Raw genomic sequence first — 19,389 nt, 5'->3', positions numbered from 1 at the left:
AGGTTTGTTTTTTGTAAAAAAAAACTGAAACTGTTTTTTAATTGTTTTGTCACCAGATTCAATTTTTTTAATAGATGGATCGCTAATAATATTAAGTTGCGTTTTACCGATATTCATATCAATTTCCCCGGGAGTGGTTATCTCGCAGATTGAAAATCTTGGATTCTCTAATATACAAGATATATGACAAAGGTGTAAAAAAATTGATATGATCTGGTGTCGATATATGAATACTTTAGTACGGTATTTTTTATGACTATTGGAAAGATATTATTTGAATTTCAAATTTCTGCAATAAAATTTTCTTCTTGGTTATTGGGGAGAGGAAATAAAACCACAATCCTATCCAATTTGGTTGAACAATTAATTCCATTATATTCTCAACATACAAACTATGAGGATATCATTTTCTATTGTTTTGGAGAATTACCCCTTTGGCGTGCAGAAACGTTATTGACGAAAGAACCCGAAACAATCGAATGGATCGATTCTTTTAAAACGGGAGAAATATTGTGGGATATTGGTGCGAACATCGGTTGTTATTCTCTATATGCCGCAAAAAAAGGAAATTCCGTTCTTGCATTTGAACCATCATCTGCCAATTATTTCCTACTCCAGAAAAATATTGAATATAACAAATTGGATAAAAAGATTCAGGCATTCTGTTTAGCATTCAGTGATGTTTCAGAAACGGGATACCTGAATATGTCATCAATACAAATGGGTGGTGCGATCAATAATTTTGGGCATGTCACTAAAACAGTTGAATGCGCTGATGAATCGTATGATGTAAAATTTTCTCAAGGTATGATCAGTTTTTCGATTGATGAATTCATCAAGTATTACCACATCCCCCCACCAAATCATATTAAGATCGATGTTGATGGAATCGAGAATAAAATCGTTCGCGGTGCAAAACACACGCTTAAGGATAAAAATCTAAAGAGTCTGCTTATTGAACTGGACTTTAACCACCAAGAATATAATACAGAGATTATCGGAATTCTCAATGAGTCTGGATTTACATTAATCTCTAAAAATCATTCCCCAATGTTCGATTCAGGTAAATTTTCTTCGATTTATAATTGTATATTTGCCAAGAAATAATTTTTTCAAGATCAAAAGCATTGCATAGAGACATTCCAAATTAATTAAGAGTACAGGTGTGTTTTTAATCGGATGACAGATGACCGAATAAACATAATCTTGGGTTTGTTGGAGAATTTATGCAACACAGCAACATTCCGCAAAATTAGATATATTTCTGAAATTGGGCAAAAATTTTTACCACTCGGATATTATTTCCCTTTTCTCACCACCGGAATATATTTATCGTCACATTCAAGAAATAATGGAGATTGAAAAATGCAAAATTTCAGGGTTTTACTCGTATATCCTAATATGCAGATGGTCAATCTGCTCCCCAGTAACATATCGATCCTTTCTGCCTGTTTAAAAAAATCGGGTTATATTGTTGATCTGTTCGATACTACACTCTATAAAACTGAGGAAATAAGTGTTGATGACAAACGGGTTGAATATCTCCAGCTTCGCCCATTTGATTATTCCAAGTTCGGCATACGGTACAAAGAATCAGATGTTTATGAGGATTTTGTTCGTAAGGTCAAGACGTTCAAACCGGATCTAATAGCAATCACTATTGTTGAGGATACGTTTGATCTGGCCATAAACCTCCTTAAAATGGTGTCCTATCTTAACATTCCGGTTATCGCTGGCGGAGTACAGGCTATTCTCGCTCCGGAAATGGTTATGAGGAATAAAGAGATCGACTTGCTCTGTTATGGGGAGGGGGATGAGGCACTTCCGGAATTGTGCGAAAGAATGGCATCAGGGAAAACCTACGATGACATTAAAAACATCTGGGTTAAACGTGGGGGTCGGGTTATTAAAAATCCCATGCGTCCGTTGGTGAATCTCAATGAGATCCCTTATAATGACTACTCATTGTTTGAGGAAGCACGTTTTTTCAGGCCGATGCAGGGTAAAATTTTCAGGATGATCCCCATCGAGATTGATCGAGGCTGCCCGTATCAATGCACTTTTTGTGCAGCGCCATCATTGCGGGAACTTTATAAGAAGGAAACTTCGGGTACATACCACCGTTTTAAGACAGTTACCCGCATTATCGAAGAACTCATACATCATGTAAAAACTTACAATGCCGAATATATTTATTTTAATTCAGAAACGTTTCTTGCCATGAACGATGAAAAATTCCAGACCTTTGCGGAAGAATATATCAAGTCCATTCATCTCCCGTTCTGGTGTCAGTCGCGGATAGAAACCATTTCAGAGTTTAAGATTGCGCTGCTTAAAAAGATGGGATGCGACCGATTATCTGTAGGTATTGAACATGGAAATGAAGAATTCAGAAAGACCGTATTGAAAAAGAAATTTTCCAATCAACAGGTAATCGATGCTTTTGGCATACTTAAGAAGCACCGGATACCCATAACCGTCAATAATATGCTAGGATTTCCCGGTGAAACCCGTGAGCTGATTTTTGACACCATCCGGCTTAACCGAATGATCAATATCGACAGCACAAATTGTTTTGCCTTCAAACCTTACCATGGCACGCATCTACGGGAGATCGCCATTCGCGAAGGTTACATGAAAGACACAGGGAATGTCCATTCGATTCTTGAATCCTCTTTGGATATGCCGCAACTGTCCAAAAAAGAGATCGAAGGCCTCTTAAGGACATTTCCTCTGTACATCAAGATGCCCGAAAACCGGTTTTCTGAGATAAAGGTTGCTGAAGATGACACTCCTGAAGGAAATGATATGTATTCACGGTTGGCGGAGGAATATAAAAATATGTACTGGTGACCTGTATGATTCCTGCATTGAAAAAACATTCATGCTCTAATAATATTTTCTCGTATGTCAAAGGGAATTAATCAGTCCCCTCCAGTAACGCCATACACCTGCCCGGTAATATAGTCCCCGGCATCGGAAGCAAGGAATACGCAGAGACGAGCGACATCAAGCGGTTTTCCAGCACGTTTCAAAGGAATACTTTTAACCCTTCCTTCTAGCGAGGATCTGCCAATTTTTCTATGGAATTTTGTCTCAATCACACCGGGTTCAATTGCGTTCACCAGAATATTATATTGGGCCCCTTCTCTTGCAAGAGTTCGTGTGACAGCTTCAATACCGGCCTTTGCTGCACCATAATGGATAGATGATGTAGACCCCCCATATTTTGCAGCAATGGAACTAATAGAGATGATACGACCGCCGCCACTGGTCATCATATATGAAAAAGCAGACTTTGCCAGAAAAAATGGGGCCTTAAGATTAAGATTCAGTGTTTTATCCCATGACTCATCATTCATCTTTAAGAAATGGGGAGTTCCGATGATAGACCCTGCATTATTAATCAGTATATCAATTCCACCAGTTTTATCAATAAATGTTTGAACGACCCTTTTAGTTTCATCAATATTGAGGAGATCTGCTTTGATCAGAACGGGTGAAGAAAATCGATTACTTATTTCTCTCTCTAATTCTTTTGCATCTTTTTCGTTGGTATTATAGTGAATACCGACAGTCGCACCATAAGATGCAAAAAGCTCCGCAGTACATGCTCCTATACCAGAAGATGCACCGGTAATAAGAACCCTTTTATTCTTGATTTCTTCAAACATCGGACTCATTAAAACCATGTTTTTTCAGCCAGAACTCTACCTGAGGAATCTGCCATTCATAATCCACATCAAGACCACCCCACTGTTTGAGTGGGTAGATATTCCGTCCCATCCATTTCTGGGGTAGCAATCCCTCCTCAAGGTGTTCAAGATTATACGGACGCACAATGGATACTCCCATATCTGCAAACCATACATCTCCTTGTGAATCGCGATCACAGTTCAGGGTCTTTGGATCCCCGAATGCTGTAAATGGGACAAACGGGTGCAGAAGTTTGTCATCTCCTACCTTTCGAGCCCTGAGGGGACTCCACATATTATATGAAGATACACTGACAGCGGAATCATATTCCGGGTGTGATTGAAGGATCTGAATACCTTCATCAATGAGGTCACCGGTTATTGTTGCTGCATTGCACATCAGGAGAACAATCAGATCGATTGGTTCCTTGAGACCCTTTTTTGTTTCGGTATATGCATGAACATACACATCCTCACCAAGCGCCTGTGATGTGCATAGTTCTGGAGGCCGATCGATAATCGTCGCTCCGTATTTTCTACCGATTTGTTTTATTTCTGACGAATCCGTGGAAACAAATATCCTGTCAATAAATTTTGAACAGGTTGCTGCAATGAGGGGATATTCCATCAGAGGTCTGCCAAGAACCGGGTATACGTTTTTTCCGGGGAATCCAGAACTTCCACCCCTCCCCATAAGAAATGCAACAATCATACAAACTTTCCTCCACGTATCTTATCGATCTCATTCTCCCGTAATGGGCATCGGTCACAAGCCGGTATTTCATGTGCCTTTCCAGCTTTGTGTTGTTCACGATAATTCAGTTCGGCTGCACTATGCCAAGCCTCTTTGATAGTGGTATCCTCAATTTTCCCGAGTAACATCCATTCATAAATGTCATGGACACAAGGAAGGATTGTGCCCTCCCATGTTATTGTCATTCGCTGGAACAGTTGGGGACAGGCCCAGTTATCGATTATCCCCCTATGATCAGGATTCTCCATCTCATCTTTCATATCAAGATATGCAACTTCATCCGACCTGGTTTCCCAGAAAGCAGCATATTCTTGTTCATGTCTCCGCAATTCTGGCACAAGTACCGTTTGAATTCTGACAAGTGGTTTTTCGACACCAAGCTCTTTTTTTATATCCCGCAGCATTTCGATATTTTTCACAACATGATCAAATGAGGCACCCACCCGGTATTTTTCATAAACCTCTTTAGAATAGCCTTCGAATGAGATGGAGATCCGGTCGAGCCCTGCATCGATCAATTCACGAATCACGGACTCATTGAGTTTGACAGCATTGGTATTGAAATAGACATCCATAATACCTACATCCTTTGCATATCTCACCATTTTCGAAAGGTCTGGATGGAGGAGTGGTTCACCCCGGTAAGTAAATTTAAGCGAGTACAAATTATTTTTCCCACACTCATCGAGAATTTTTTTCCAGGTTCCTTCTTTCATGAATCCCGGTTTGTATCGGTTATACGTAGTTGCACAGAAAGGGCAACGGAGATTACAGGTATTTGTGGGCTCAATATCAAGGTGAAGAGGGAACTCACCATATGTAAAATGAACGGACCAGTCTTCCCATTTCTTCCGGTACTCACGATAGCGAGCATCCGCACGATCTACAACACTCTTACCAGCAAGAATATGAAAGTTTGAATTTACCTGAATCGTCGATTCACTCTTGAACATTTTTGTCATTGTCCAACTCCTTTTTTACTTGTTTCAGACAATCCAGTATCCCCTCACTAATATCAACATATGTTGAGAGATTCACACGAACCGGCACATCGATGTCGAAAGTGTACGGGGTAATAATATAGTGGGGGTTGTTACCGGAAGGAGTGTAGTGAATCTTAATCTCTGTTCCCAAGATTTCCTGGACCATATCAAAAAATTCTCTCATTTTCATCCTCTGGTGGCCTGTAATGAGGATTGCCTTGTTGGCAAACTGCCGATCACTGGCGATTCGTACCGTCTCCCTGGCTGCATCATTGATGTGGATATATTCCCGGACCGCTTCTGGAGAGCTCGAATAGGTAAATTCGCCGGTTTTCAGCAGGGATTTGCACACTCCATAAATGAAGTTCCAGTGATTGGGTTCCCTACCATACAGGCTACCGTATCGGAGGACCGTATATTCAAGCCCGAATTCTTCATGGTATGTCTTGCATAGAGATTCACACGTCTGTTTTGAGAGCCGGTAAAATGAGCCCCGATTACCAGAGACATATACCGTGCTTGCGAAAAGAAAACGTTTTACACCCGCCTCCCGAGCGGCGTCTAGGCAGTTCGTTGTACCTATAACATTCACTTCCATAGTTTTTCTCGGGATTTTCCGTGCCTGATCCACATCAGCGATTGCGGCAGTATGGAAAACATAGTCACAGCCCTGCATTGCGTCTGTGATTTTTTCGTAGTCAAGCACATCACCCTGGATGTATGTGCAGAGTGAACGAATATTTCCTCCAGCAGGAATTCCTGATGGTTCACAGATATCGTAAATAATGGTTTCAATGCGTTGTTTTACCAGTTCTTTTGCAAGGTGATGTCCGAGAAAACCAGATCCTCCGGTAAGAAACGCTTTCATTGTGTTATTCTCCTTTTTGCATCAATGGTATGTTCAACCGCTTCCATTTCCATCTGCTGACGAGATTCAATGGTATTGGAAGCCACATGCGGTGTAACTATTACCTGAGAATATTTAAGCAGTTCACCCCTATAGGGTTCTGTCGAAAAAACATCCAGACCTGCAGCTGTTACGATACCTGCATCCAAAGCATCAGCGAGTGCACGTTCATCGATCAATGATCCGCGTGCCGTGTTGATCACGATGATTCCTTTTTTGCACTGTACGAAAATCCTGCTATCAAAAACCGCAGTTCCCTCTTTTTGCGGGGTAGTATGGAGAGAAACGATTTGAACGGAACTCACAAGGTTTTCCAGCGATGATACTGAAATCCATTCAGAGGGGGGACTAATTCGTGTATACGGGTCATAATAATAGATAGTACATCCGAGCGCGGCAAGCATTGTTGCCACACGATAACCGATCCTTCCTAGACCAACTATACCTACAGTTTTTCCACATAATATTTGACCCGGTTCGACTGCGTAATTACCCATCCTCATTTGGTTATTGTATTTTTGGATATTTTTTAATATGGTTAGTAGGAGGGCAAGTGTATGCTCGGCAACAGCAAGTACCGGTGATTCGGGTGTATTCAGGATGTAAATATTATGTTTTTCTGCAGCAGTAATATCGACGTTATCAATCCCTACTCCAACCCTTGATATCACTTTAAGATTTGTCGAAGCATCGAGAACTTTTTTTGAAAATATTTCGGTTCCAGCAATTACATACTCAGCATTTTGAATGGCAGAAATTAGATCATCTTCAGATAACCGTAAACCAGTAGAATTAACGTACACGATTTCAAATTCATCGTTTAGCTTTTTCATTGCCCGACCGTATTGATCAAAAGAGCGTATTGTAATTGCAACGGAGGGTCTTTTCATAAGGCATCACACAAGTGCTGGTCTATTAATATTCTGACAATAACTAATAATAGTATAGCAAAAACAGGAAATTTATCATTACATAGAGAATCGGAATTATTCAATATGCCAATAAAGAATCGAAAGAAAATTGTAATGGTTCGTGCAAAACCAGAGAGTGCTGTCAAATTTTTTTGTACTAAAACCAGCAATGAATTGGATTATTGGATATATCTAGGAAAAGATTTCATGATCTTTTCTGAGATAGAAAACATCATTGGAGACAGGATTGAAAGAATAGATACTAGTGAGATCCTACAGGAAACTGCATGCACTTTGCGAAAACCCTATATCGATTCTGTCGGTAATTTTGCCAATAATAAGAATAAAAATGCATGGATTCTTACTTCTGTATCTGAAAAAAATACATATGAGTCAGATCTCTTTCTGATGCTATGCTATCTTAAAACGCTAGACCAGATAATTAAAAAATATCTCGGAAATATTTGTGTTTTTTGTGAGGAATCAGCATTAATCCGTACTATCCAGAAAAACTTTGAGAATCAGGTAAAGATAGAATTATTTGATGTTGATCCTATATCAAAGACAATTCCTCAATTAATTCGGGAGAAGATCAAGTTCACATATAACAAAGTATTATTTTTTCGCTATTTTTTCTTGAGAATTTTTTTCGCGAGATTGTTACAAATTCGAAAAGTATCAGGACACGAAATTGTCACGAAAGAACCTGTTATTGCGATACATTCCTGGACAGATCAGCGTTCCTTTACTATTGAAGGGTCCTTTTCTGAGACATATTTTGGTAATCTCGGAAAAATACTGGAAAAAAATAATAAATTGTATATGATTGATGTACTAGGAACTATTTCCTATCTTGAAGCGTTACAAAAATTGTCCAGATTAAATTTTCAATGGAGATTATTTGAAGATTTTTTAGAGTTTTCCGATATAATACGTGCATGGCAGCTCGCGCAGTGCAGAAAAACTAATAAAACGCTCGATATATTTTTTTTAGGGCACGAAATTTCTGATCTGCTCAATGAAGAATATACAAGGGATAAGTATAGTAATCGGGCCGAACAATGTGCTCTTTATTATTTCGCTGCACAAAGAATGGCACGGCAATTTTCTGTAAAAACGTTCATCTACACTTTTGAAAATCATATCTGGGAAAAGATGACTATTGAAGGAATTCGTAAATTTTCACCTAGTACAAAGATAGTTGGATACGCTTCATCAAGAGTGGATAAGATGTATTTGTGCTATTCTCTATCATTACAAGAAAAAAAATTGATTCCAATTCCAGATGTCATCCTTGTTAATGGGCTTCAGGCAAAGGAAATACTTCTAGAATCCGGTTTTGAAGATGCGGATATTCAAATAATTGGATCTTTACGATACGGGAATTTAACACTTATAGATAAATGGCAACAATCAGATAGAAAATCCAAGATTCTCGTCGTATTATCTGGAGATATTGATAGGTCACTTGAGATGATCTTTAAATGTGTGTATGCATTCAGTGATATTGAAGATTTATCAATTACTTTTAAACCGCACCCTGTTATGGACAGTGAACGGATGATGAAGTCAATTAAAAGTCTACCCAAAATATTCTCTTTCTCATCAAAGCCCATAAGCACCTTATTTGAAACAACGGATCTGGTGATTTATAGCGATTCAACAGCTTCTGTAGAAGCAGCCTCTCTGGGAATCCCATTGCTTCACATTAAATCAGATTTTACCATTGACATGAATATTTTCGAAGATGCTAAAATCATACCATCTGTAAGTACCCCCCAGCAGATACGAATTCAATCTTACAAAATTCTGAATGGCGAATATCCATCAACTGAAGAGATTCAAACATATGTCAAGCAAATTTTTTCACCTGTTGATGAACAAAAGATAGTGGAGATTATTTCTTAAATTGGAGAATCATGGATTTATAGGAATTTATAATATGAACGATTCATGACATGGATTTGTACAATCTTGAAATTATTTTTGGGGATTACTGAATAAAAGCCACCCGAGAATACTCATAGATACATTTCACTAAATAATCATCAAGATCGTGATGACGGTGATTGTATCGAGATTCTAATTCTTTGAGGTAGTGGGGGAATTACCTGAGATTCATACCACGATATTTCATCAGTCGTTCTTTGGTAAAAGACCAGAATCCCTCGATACTATTGATGTAGAATTTGCCGTTGACGAATTGTTTACCATAATCGATTCTCATATGGCAAAATCATATCAGACGAGACTGTTATCACTTCGGAATTTATCAGTGTAAATAAGACTTCCTCGGTTCACCATCCTGATCGCCATGATAACCCAGCACAGGAGTAAAAGGCACTATCGGGTCCTTCAGGGTATCATCCTGATATCGATGATCTGGACAGATAGAACAGCGATTGTTCCCATTGATTTACATCAAAGACAAATGTCGATCCATTTAACTTTCGGATTCCGCGGGATATGGGAGTTCAACATACCAGCAGCAGGTGAAGATACCAAATCACTAACAAACGTATGAAAAAAGACAAATGAATAACAGTTGTTTAACGAATTGAAAGATGAATAGAGATTTCCCCGGGCCACATGTTGTTTTCTAGTCCAGATCCTGCATGAATTTATTTAAGACAACTATGGCAACTTCAGGAACGATACCCAAAGTTCTCAGTGGGAATGGGTCAGGCGTACGATATGGCGAGCTCTTCCAACTATCCAAATGATTGAAATGCTCTATCAATCCACTTAGGTACATCAATTATTCAGGTGATTAATTGGAAATAGACGAATCCTCACTGGTGTCGATTTGTATTCCGACTTATAACCGTGCTGAAATGGTTAGTAAAGCAATAGACAGCGCTCTTTCGCAATCATATCCGAATATTGAAGTCATTGTTGTGGATAACGCATCTTCTGATAATATTGAGTCCGTAATTGCAAGATACAAAGACACCCCGTTAAAATTTTTTAAAAACAAGACAAATCTAGGCCTCTTCGGTAATTTCAACAGATGCATCGAACTTGCAACAGGGAAATATATCCATATCCTCCATTCCGATGATTATATCGATACCAATTTTACAAAAACCTGTGTGAAATTTATGGAGTCCCACCCTTCCGTTGCGATGACATTTACCTCGGTCCAGGTTTTATTCAATGACAGACAAAAAAAGATTGGAGTATCCGATCATGATATTGTTTTTTCTGCACCTGAAGGTTTCAGAATGATATTGGAAACTGGAAATCCAATTGATTGTCCTTCGGTGATTATGAAAAGAGAGGTATATGACTCCGTGGGATTGTTTTCTTATGAATTTCCCTATGCCGGAGATTATTATCAGTGGCTAAAAATTGCCCGCCGTTTTGATATTGCTTTTGTTGCAGATGCCCTGCTTTTTTACCGACAGGGGGAACATTCTGAATCGACTCAACGCCTTTTTAAAAATCCTTCCGGGTATATTGACAATATTAATATTTTTATCCGGATTATCAGCGAATTGGGGGATGACGTTTCCGATTATCGCCGGGAATTGAATGCTGCGATACGCGGACATATGCGATTATGCCTTTTTGCTGGTATAATACGATCAGATTTGATGACCTCGTATTCACCTCTTGTTTTTATAGGGTTTGCTCTGAATACTTGGACTTTGATTCATTGCAAGTCGTTTGGCGACAAAATAAGAAAATGTGCAGAGTTCTTCGCAATCCTTATCCTTGGTTGTGGACTCATTGTACCTGGAGGGCGAAATTGTTTAAGAAAAATTTTTCGATTAAAAAATGAGATGTATTGAGATTGTAAGAATTTGCTGAACATCTTCTGATCTTTTTGAGATCTACTTTCAACCACTAAAACTCGATGAAAAATGTAGGGTAATATACTAGTTTAGCACCTATACTTTGCTAATTTTAACGACTTTAATTTCGAAAAATTTTCGTAACCAAAAATGAGAAAAAAATAGTAACAACGGTTCAAAGACATCATTAGAACCCTGTATCACTATCAATCGCTTCTTTGATTTTTTTTGCTCTGAAGAAAAACTTCACTATGAGAAATTGTAAGAATCTGTGAAAGTTACAGACAATTTTTTTTAATTTCAGTGTTATTAGATTCAATATTCATTGGTATTGTCCCTATACTGTGCTTATTTTAGCACTTCAATTCATATAGATTATCTCAGTCTACAGATAAACACCGGGCCCTCGTTCACATAACATATACCGGGAAAAATGGGGATATTGCCGAAGCCCCCATGAACGTGAAAAACATTGATCCAAGTATTCATTTTGAGGTTTACCTATGAAAATCGTGTTCTCAAGATATGATAATGGGGGTTGAGACCCCCATACCCCCGGCAATGATGAACGTCGCCGCCCCCGACGGGGCGCCCCCGCGGCGTTTGAGGACTAAATATTCTAAAACCTCCTTGCCCCGCCGTGCCTGAAGAGAGGCCCTGAGGCGGGGGAATATCACAAACATGATTTTCATGGTTCGGGTGTGAACTCCCGTTCATGCCTGTTTCTATAGAGCGGAAAAATATATTCTGTCAATGGTCACGTTAAATAAAACAGGTCGATATCCAGTTCCAGGTTTTCTTAATACTTTCATTTAATCCGGTCGAAGGGACCCATCCGGTTTCCTGATGGATCTTGGAAATGTCCAGTACGTTCTTTGAAATATATTTCTTATGTTCAGTGATAAATTCGGGATGTATTTCTTTTCCAGTAACCTCTCTCATGATATCAATTAATTTCAAAAGGGTTGTTGCCTCTCCACTTCCAACATTGAAGACGGTTTCTTTTGTCCTGCTGTCCAACACGGCGAGGGTTGCGTCAATGCAATCCTTGATATAAATATAATCCCTTGTTGCAGTTCCATTCCCGAAGATCAATGGGGGTTCATTGTGCAATATTTTGTACAGAAATTGAGGAATTACACCCTGCCTGCCCAGTGGATTTTGTCGCTCGCCAAAAGGATTGGAATACCGGAACACGGTATATTTCATACCATAGGTATGGTGAAAATATTCAAGATATCTTTCGGTAGTCAATTTCGATATCGCATAAGGGTCGATAGGATTTTTTGCAGAACTCTCAGTAATCGGCTCTCCATTTGTTTCTCCATAGATTGTCCCCCCCGATGAGGGGTATACAATTCTTTTTACATCATTTTCAAGCGCAGCCTGAAAGAGTTTCACAGAACCGATTACATTTGTTTCTATATCGAAAACAGGATTTCGGGCAATTGTAGCAGGATTGGTAGTCGATATGTAATGAAACAGCACATCAACATCTTTCAGTGCAGAAGAAACATCCCGCGGATTCAGAAAATCCCCTTTAATAAGTTCTACATTATCGATAAAATTTGTAAGATTTCCTGTACCGTTCTGGAATGTGCCAAATATTTTTACTTCATATTTTCTCCTGACCAGTTCTTCTGCAAGATGGGAACCGATAAAGCCACTACCCCCGAAGATTATGCACGTATCCATTTCAACAACCATTTACAGGATTATTATGCTTTTTATTTATATGGCTTTCATGAGACTACCATAATTTTTTTTTACATTTTATCAAGATTTCAATGTGATCAGGCTCAATATTTTCCTATATCCAGAGATTTTTTCGGGATATATTTTTAGATCATGGAGATTATTATCAAAAAGTGTTTACCTATTACCGGGAATCCTGTTATTTTCTCTCCTCAAGCCCCGCAACGATTCGAAGATATCTGCCGTAATCGGTGTTATTCATTTTCTTACTTATCTCAATGAGCTGATCCCTGTTGATATACCCCATATGATAGGCGATCTCTTCAATGCAGGCGATATACAACCCCTGTCGTTTCTGAATCGTTCCAACAAAATTGGATGCTTCAAGGAGCCCGTCATACGTTCCAGTATCAAGCCATGCAAAACCCCGTCCTAACAGCCTCACATTTAACTTCCCCATAATAAGATATTCCCGGTTTAGATCAGTGATCTCAAGCTCCCCGCGAGCAGAGGGTTTCAACTGCTTTGCAATAGCAACTACGGATTCATCATAGAAATACAGTCCCGGAATGGCATAATTTGATCTAGGCTTATCAGGTTTCTCTTCAAGAGAAAGGACAGCACCATTATTATCAAACTCAACAATACCGAACTCCTGCGGATTCCGAACATAATATCCGAATACAACCGCACCTTTAGTTAATGATGCAGCTTCCTGCAATAATGGCGTAAAACTCTGACCATAGAAGACATTGTCACCTAAAATCAGTGCGACTTTGTCACCGGCAATGAATGTCTCCCCTACAAGAAACGCATCAGCAAGTCCACGTGGCCGATCCTGGATAGCATATGAGATATTGAGGCCCAGACACGTACCATCTCCGAGCATTTTTTTATAGAGATCGATATGTTCAGGGGTTGATATGATGAGGATCTCCCGTATCCCCGCCAGCATAAGTACTGAAAGTGGGTAGTAGATCATCGGCTTATCATAAATCGGGAGAAGGTGTTTACTCAGTGAAAGAGTGATCGGGTAGAGTCGTGAACCATTTCCCCCTGCAAGTATGATTCCTTTCATATTAGCGCCTCGTTTTTCTTTGCAACACACATAATATTTCAACTGTGGATAATAAGGAGGTTGTGGGAAATCACGAAACCCCAGTACTTCACTAATTTTTATATCCCTTACTTATCCTGATTATCATACCGAATTTGCATCCACCTTAAAAACCTTCATCCATCTCCCGAAGCATATCACTCTCCATATCATGGAAGAATACGGCGTTTTTCCCTCGATCATGGAATTCAATTGAGCAAGCGATTCTTTTTTAATGATACCCTTGGAACATTCGATAGAGTCTTTGAGCAGATCCTGAAAGTGTTCGGGCATTTTTATCGTTACCCAGTTTTCTTCGGCAGTGACAAAGCCCATTTTGTCTTTACGCAGCCGGACTTTTTCCGGTAAAATGTTCCCCATACACTCTCTAAAGACTTTCTTGGTAATCCCATCCTGGATTTTATATTCATCAGGCAGATTAAATATAAATTCGACAAGCCGATAGTCAAGGAAAGGAACACGCGACTCAACGGAATGGGCCATGGAATCCCTATCCTCCCAGTGAAGGAGCAGGGGAAGACTTGTGTAAAAAAGTTGAGAATAGGTAGTTTTTTGTATGTAGCTGGATGTAGCAAATCCGTGGCAGCCGGTGATGTCAGAATGGTGATTTGCATTCCTGTCATCAAACCATGAAAGATTAATAGAGGCCTTTTTTGACATTCTGAAAAAGAACTTTCTGAAAACTGGCGGAAGAATCTGGATGCCTACCAGACTGATTGATTTCGGTAAGGAAATGCCGAGGTTTTTTTTCGCCGAATCCATTTCATGAAGCATTTTCCCCCATTTTAATTTCACCAGTAAATCGGCCAGTCTGGCTCCTGAGAAAATATGATAGCCGCATAATTGTTCATCAGCTCCCTGACCATCGAGAAGCACCTTTATCCCCTGATCTGCCGCTAGCTTGAATACAAGCCACTGTGCGAAAATACTGGTAGTTCCGAATGGTTCATCCTGATGCCAGATTATACTGTCCAGCAGCTCTGATAGTTTTTCCGGGGTAGGTACGATATAATGAGCATCCAGGTTTCTGTCAGAAACAACTTCATTAATAAACTCCCGCTCATCGAATTTTTTCACATCTGAAATCGCAGAAAATGTCTTTTGTAATTCCTCTTTTTTTTCCTGTTTGAGAAGATCATTTGCAATGCAAACAATTGCGGATGAGTCAAGGCCTCCGGAAAGGCAGGATCCAACAGGAACATCAGCATGCAGGCGCAATCGGACAGAATCCGTAAAAAGATACCTGAACTCATCAGCAGCTTGTGCAAAGGTTCCCTGAAAAGGTTTTTTTTCCAGTTGATACCAGCGATATATCTGAAGGGTATTCTTGAGATCATCGGAGAGGTGAAATTCGACCGCATGCCCACCCGGGATCTGGTATACACCGTGAAAAAGGGTTTCGGGAGTATGGTCCATCAGATCCATTATAAGATAATCATAAGCACATTCTTTATTCAGAAAAGGTTTCCATCCGGGCAGGGCGGTAAATTGTTTGATTTCTGATGCGAAGGCAAGCATTCCATCCGGAGATAACCAGTAGTAGAGGGGTTTGACGCCGAATCGGTCACGGGAAGCGAAAATCTTCGATTCTTTTGTATCAAAAATGACGAAAGCCCACATACCATTCAGATGGTGCAGACAATTGGTTCCCCACTGTACATACGCTGCTAATAGTACCTCCGTATCAGTATGGGAAATAAACCGGTGACCGAGTTTTTTCAGTGCATCACGCAATTCATGATGATTGTAAATCTCTCCATTATACACAATCCAGTACCGCTGATTTCCATAACACATCGGCTGATGCCCATTTGGTGAAAGATCAACAATTGATAAACGCCTGTGACCGAATGCTACGGAGAATTTTTCTGACGCCAAACGGGTTATGGAATATTTTGGAGAGTAGGGAAAATCCCCGTCAATCACATTTTTCGGAGTATTCGCACCATAACAGGGAGTAATTTTATTGATTTCTCCACACCCGGAGAAAACCACATAACCCTCGTCATCAGGTCCGCGATGTCTGACTAATTCAGTCATCTGAAAAATGAGAGAATTTACTTGAAATTTCGATTTCGTATCAATTATTACGGAGATTCCACACATACGTAATGGTCCTGATAATTCCTGAACTACTGCATTGCCATTTCAAGCAATCGTGCGATTTTCTTCGAGGCTCCGTAAGGATAGTGATTATATCGTTTTGAGGGATCGGGTTTTATATTAACAATTGCGTCCCGGATTTTATCTGTATTCGCTCCGGTCAGGACATTCCAGTTCCCTTCCAGGGTCTCAATCCACTCTGTATTCTCTCTCAGGGTAATACAGGGAATCTCCAAAATATATGCCTCTTTCTGTATACCTCCGGAATCGGTTATTATCTTTTCAGCATGACGCATGAGCTGGATCATGTCTAAATACCCCAGAGGTTCAGTTAGGATGATATTTGAGGGCATTATATCCCAAATCCCATGGTCCTGCAAGAATTTTCGCGTTCTTGGATGTACGGGAAAAACAGTTGGCTTTCCTGATTTGCGGATTGCATCAAGGATGCAGGACATGTTTTTTTTATTATCTGTGTTTGATGGACGGTGTACGGTTAAAACAAGATAGGAATGTTCTTCCAGTCCAAACATTTTAAGAACACTGGATTTCTCTTCTGCAAGAACGCGATTATATTCCAACGCATCTGCCATTACATCTCCGGTGAGATGTACCCCCTTATTGATTCCTTCCTTTTCGAGATTATCTGCAGCGGCTTGTGTCGGGCAGAAGAGCAGATCTGAAATATGATCCGTCAGGACCCGGTTAATCTCCTCCGGCATCGTGCGATCAAAACTACGGAGACCGGCCTCGACATGGGCAACCGGAAGGTGCAGTTTTGTCGCAGCAAGAGCTCCTGCGAGCGTTGAGTTCGTGTCCCCGTAAACCAGTACGAAATCGGGGTGCTCAGTTTCCAGTATCTTTTCAATTCCTATTACCATTTTTCCGGTTTGTTCCCCGTGGGATCCGGAACCAATTCCGAGATTATAATCCGGTTTCGGAATTTCCAGTTCCTGGAAAAAGATAGCGGACATGTCCGGGTCATAGTGTTGCCCCGTATGAACGAGAGTTTCTGTATGATCCTTGCGTATCTCCCGGGAAACCGGAGCGCATTTAACGAATTGGGGTCTGGCACCGACAATGGAAACGATCTTCAAAATGTTCACCGGGATATGATCTTATTAAATAAAATATGGAGATGTATTCCCAATATAAAACTGCTTACATTGAGGATATGTGTTATGTTTTTGTGCTGGAATTTATTTTAAAGACGATTATAAACTATTCCCTGTTTCACTGCAGTCGTGCGGTCCACCATTCCCCGGACATCTACAAGCACCGGTTTTTCACCCATTAGATTCCGGAGTGTTTCAACAGACATATCCCTGAACTGAGAATGCGCTACCGCAATGATCACCGCATCAACCTTCATATCTAAGTTAGGGAGTGGTTTTGCGCCAAACCGCTCGATCACTTCATCGGGAAGCAATGGATCATAGCCATACACATCCACCTTGAACTCCTTAAGTTCATGAACAATCTCTTCAACGGGCGACTCACGGGTATCCGGAACATCTTCTTTGTACGTAAGTCCCATGATCAGGACTTTGGAGCCATTGATCACCTTGCCCACTTCATTGAGCCCCTTGATCGCCAGACCTGCCACGTGTTTTGGCATAGAGTCATTTATTGCTCGCCCGGCAAGTATCACCTGAGGGTGATACCCGATCTCTTCAGCCTTCATCACAAGGTAATAGGGATCAACCGGAATGCAGTGACCGCCTACAAGCCCCGGGCGGTACGGGTGGAAGTTCCATTTGGTCCCGGCAGCATCGAGCACTGCCTGGGTATCAAGGCCCATGCGCTCAAAGATAAGTGCCAGCTCATTCATCAGTGCGATATTCAGATCACGCTGAATGTTCTCGATCACTTTTGCGGCTTCTGCGGTTTTGATATCCGGCGCACGGTAGACCTTGGTGATATGACTGTACAGTTCGACGAGCCTGTCTGCGGTCTTTTCATCCATACCGGCAACGATCTTGGTGATTTTATCGAGAGTATGTGCATCATCATTGGGATTGATCCGTTCTGGTGAATAACCGACAAAGAAATCCTTCCCGCACTTCAGGCCGGATTCCCGCTCAAGAAGGGGGATTACGATCTCTTCAGTAACTCCGGGATACACGGTGGATTCAAGCACTACAATCGCATTTCGTTTCAGGTTCCTGCCAACGGTTGTGGTTGCCGATCTGACCGGCCCGAGATCCGGGTCTTTGGCTTTTGTCACCGGTGTTGGAACGCAGATCATGACAAAATCTGCATCTTTTATTGCAGCCGGAACGGTCGTTGCCAGGATTTTTGACCCGGATTGGACAAGCGAATCAATTTTACCCTGATCAATATCGAACCCAATGGTCGGAAGATGGTCAGCAAATGCCTCTGCAAGGGGCGTACCAACATAACCAAGCCCCACAACACAAACCGTTTGTCCCGTTAGTGGTTTTTGTACCATGCGATCGTCTCCTCAAGACCAGTTGTGACCGAATATTCCGGTGCATACCCGAAGGCTTTCTGTGCTGCAGAGATATCTGCAAGAGAATCGTGGATATCTCCCGATCGCCCGTCTTCATATTTGAGAGGAAGTGCCTCACCAAATGCATCCATAATCGTTTGTGCGAGCTTGATCAAGGTGATGCGGTTTCCGTATGCAACATTGAAAACACCCTGCGCGTCACGCTCCATTGCCCGGATATTGGCCTGCACAACATCTTTCACAAACGTAAAGTCCCGGGTCTGCGATCCGTCCCCATAGATTACCGGTGATTCGTGACGCAGGACTTTTGTGATAAATTTCGGAATAACTGCTGAATATTCAGAATTGGGATCCTGCCGTGGCCCAAAGACATTGAAATATCGCAGCGAAACCGTATTCATTCCATAAAGTTCATGAAAGACGTTCAGATAGTATTCACCGGTCATTTTTGTGATCGCATACGGGGACTTTGGATTTGGCACCATATCCTCCCTTTTGGGGAGTGTGGGCATATCCCCATAAACTGAGGAGGAGGATGCGTAGACGATCTTTTTTATTCCACATTTTTGAGCGGAAACCAGAACATTCAGGGTTCCTGACACATTTGCTTCATTTGAAGCAAGAGGATCTTTTACGGATCGCGGAACTGAAGTGATTGCAGCTTCATGAAATATGCCATCCGCACCATTACAGGCTTTTAAAAGAAGTGCCTGATCAGTAACACTGCCATTTACAAAAGTTACCGTCGGTGCATTCAATAACCCCCGAATATTTTCCATCCTGCCGGAAAAGAGGTTATCAAGAATAACGACCTCATCCCCACGATTGGCAAGTGCATCGGCAATATGGGAGCCAATAAAACCCGCTCCCCCAGTCACAACAAATCGCATTCTGTCATATCCTCATACTAATGCTATGGATGGTTTTTTTATCCATCAGTATGCAAATTAATTA

At 40.8% G+C, this 19,389-nt stretch carries 15 protein-coding genes; 4 read left to right on the top strand and 11 right to left on the bottom strand.

Annotated features, from left to right (window positions below; all coding sequences use genetic code 11):
• Positions 1-252: 252 nt before the first annotated feature.
• Positions 253-1,107 carry an FkbM family methyltransferase gene (locus tag WC593_12040; GenBank protein MFA4825872.1) on the top strand — a complete coding sequence of 285 codons (855 nt, stop codon included), beginning with the start codon at positions 253-255 and terminating at the stop codon, positions 1,105-1,107.
• Between the two features lie 735 nt (positions 1,108-1,842).
• On the top strand, positions 1,843-2,853 hold the full coding sequence (locus WC593_12035) for a radical SAM protein (protein ID MFA4825871.1): 1,011 nt from the start codon (positions 1,843-1,845) through the stop codon (positions 2,851-2,853).
• Positions 2,854-2,924: 71 nt separating this feature from the next.
• Here WC593_12035 and WC593_12030 read toward each other — a convergent pair whose 3' ends face one another.
• The 5 genes from WC593_12030 to WC593_12010 are packed head-to-tail and all read right to left on the bottom strand — an operon-like array spanning position 2,925 to position 7,229.
• Positions 2,925-3,674 carry an SDR family NAD(P)-dependent oxidoreductase gene (locus WC593_12030; GenBank protein ID MFA4825870.1) on the bottom strand — a complete coding sequence of 250 codons (750 nt, stop codon included), beginning with the start codon at positions 3,672-3,674 and terminating at the stop codon, positions 2,925-2,927.
• Positions 3,667-4,407 (bottom strand): hypothetical protein, encoded by a 741-nt coding sequence (locus WC593_12025; GenBank protein MFA4825869.1) that lies wholly within the window; start codon positions 4,405-4,407, stop codon positions 3,667-3,669. Before WC593_12025 ends, WC593_12030 begins: the two co-directional genes overlap by 8 nt.
• Entirely contained in the window at positions 4,404-5,411 is a 1,008-nt protein-coding gene (locus tag WC593_12020; GenBank protein ID MFA4825868.1) for a radical SAM/SPASM domain-containing protein, read from the bottom strand. Before WC593_12020 ends, WC593_12025 begins: the two co-directional genes overlap by 4 nt.
• Positions 5,389-6,300: an NAD(P)-dependent oxidoreductase gene (locus tag WC593_12015; protein MFA4825867.1), complete on the bottom strand. Its 912-nt coding sequence runs from the start codon at positions 6,298-6,300 to the stop codon at positions 5,389-5,391. Before WC593_12015 ends, WC593_12020 begins: the two co-directional genes overlap by 23 nt.
• Positions 6,297-7,229 carry an NAD(P)-dependent oxidoreductase gene (locus tag WC593_12010; GenBank protein ID MFA4825866.1) on the bottom strand — a complete coding sequence of 311 codons (933 nt, stop codon included), beginning with the start codon at positions 7,227-7,229 and terminating at the stop codon, positions 6,297-6,299. The genes WC593_12015 and WC593_12010 overlap by 4 nt, the downstream gene beginning before the upstream one ends.
• Before the next feature lie 105 nt (positions 7,230-7,334).
• On the opposite strand from WC593_12010, the gene WC593_12005 reads away from it, so the two are divergent.
• Positions 7,335-9,158, top strand: a complete 1,824-nt coding sequence (locus WC593_12005) for a hypothetical protein (GenBank protein MFA4825865.1) — start codon at positions 7,335-7,337, stop codon at positions 9,156-9,158.
• Positions 9,159-10,024: 866 nt separating this feature from the next.
• Positions 10,025-11,044: a glycosyltransferase gene (locus tag WC593_12000; protein MFA4825864.1), complete on the top strand. Its 1,020-nt coding sequence runs from the start codon at positions 10,025-10,027 to the stop codon at positions 11,042-11,044.
• 765 nt (positions 11,045-11,809) lie between these two features.
• On the opposite strand, the gene WC593_11995 is transcribed toward WC593_12000, so the two are convergent.
• The 6 genes from WC593_11995 to WC593_11970 all read right to left on the bottom strand — a co-directional run bounded on the left by WC593_11995 (position 11,810) and on the right by WC593_11970 (position 19,325).
• Positions 11,810-12,754, bottom strand: coding sequence for an NAD-dependent epimerase/dehydratase family protein (locus WC593_11995; GenBank protein ID MFA4825863.1), 945 nt, complete (start codon positions 12,752-12,754; stop codon positions 11,810-11,812).
• Between the two features lie 187 nt (positions 12,755-12,941).
• Positions 12,942-13,820 carry a glucose-1-phosphate thymidylyltransferase RfbA gene (rfbA, locus tag WC593_11990; GenBank protein ID MFA4825862.1) on the bottom strand — a complete coding sequence of 293 codons (879 nt, stop codon included), beginning with the start codon at positions 13,818-13,820 and terminating at the stop codon, positions 12,942-12,944.
• Positions 13,821-13,943: 123 nt separating this feature from the next.
• Positions 13,944-15,965: an asparagine synthase (glutamine-hydrolyzing) gene (gene asnB, locus WC593_11985; protein ID MFA4825861.1), complete on the bottom strand. Its 2,022-nt coding sequence runs from the start codon at positions 15,963-15,965 to the stop codon at positions 13,944-13,946.
• Between the two features lie 26 nt (positions 15,966-15,991).
• A complete protein-coding gene (gene wecB / locus WC593_11980; protein ID MFA4825860.1) occupies positions 15,992-17,059 on the bottom strand; it encodes a UDP-N-acetylglucosamine 2-epimerase (non-hydrolyzing) in 1,068 nt (355 codons plus the stop codon).
• A 107-nt stretch (positions 17,060-17,166) separates the two neighbouring features.
• Positions 17,167-18,414: a nucleotide sugar dehydrogenase gene (locus tag WC593_11975; protein MFA4825859.1), complete on the bottom strand. Its 1,248-nt coding sequence runs from the start codon at positions 18,412-18,414 to the stop codon at positions 17,167-17,169.
• The gene (locus tag WC593_11970) at positions 18,396-19,325 is read right to left on the bottom strand and encodes an SDR family oxidoreductase (protein MFA4825858.1); all 930 of its coding nucleotides are present in this window, start codon (positions 19,323-19,325) and stop codon (positions 18,396-18,398) included. Before WC593_11970 ends, WC593_11975 begins: the two co-directional genes overlap by 19 nt.
• Between the last annotated feature and the right edge of the window lie 64 nt (positions 19,326-19,389).

This window comes from Methanoregula sp., from assembly GCA_041645435.1.
GTDB lineage: Archaea > Halobacteriota > Methanomicrobia > Methanomicrobiales > Methanospirillaceae > Methanoregula.
This window is presented reverse-complemented; position numbering and strand designations above follow the sequence as displayed.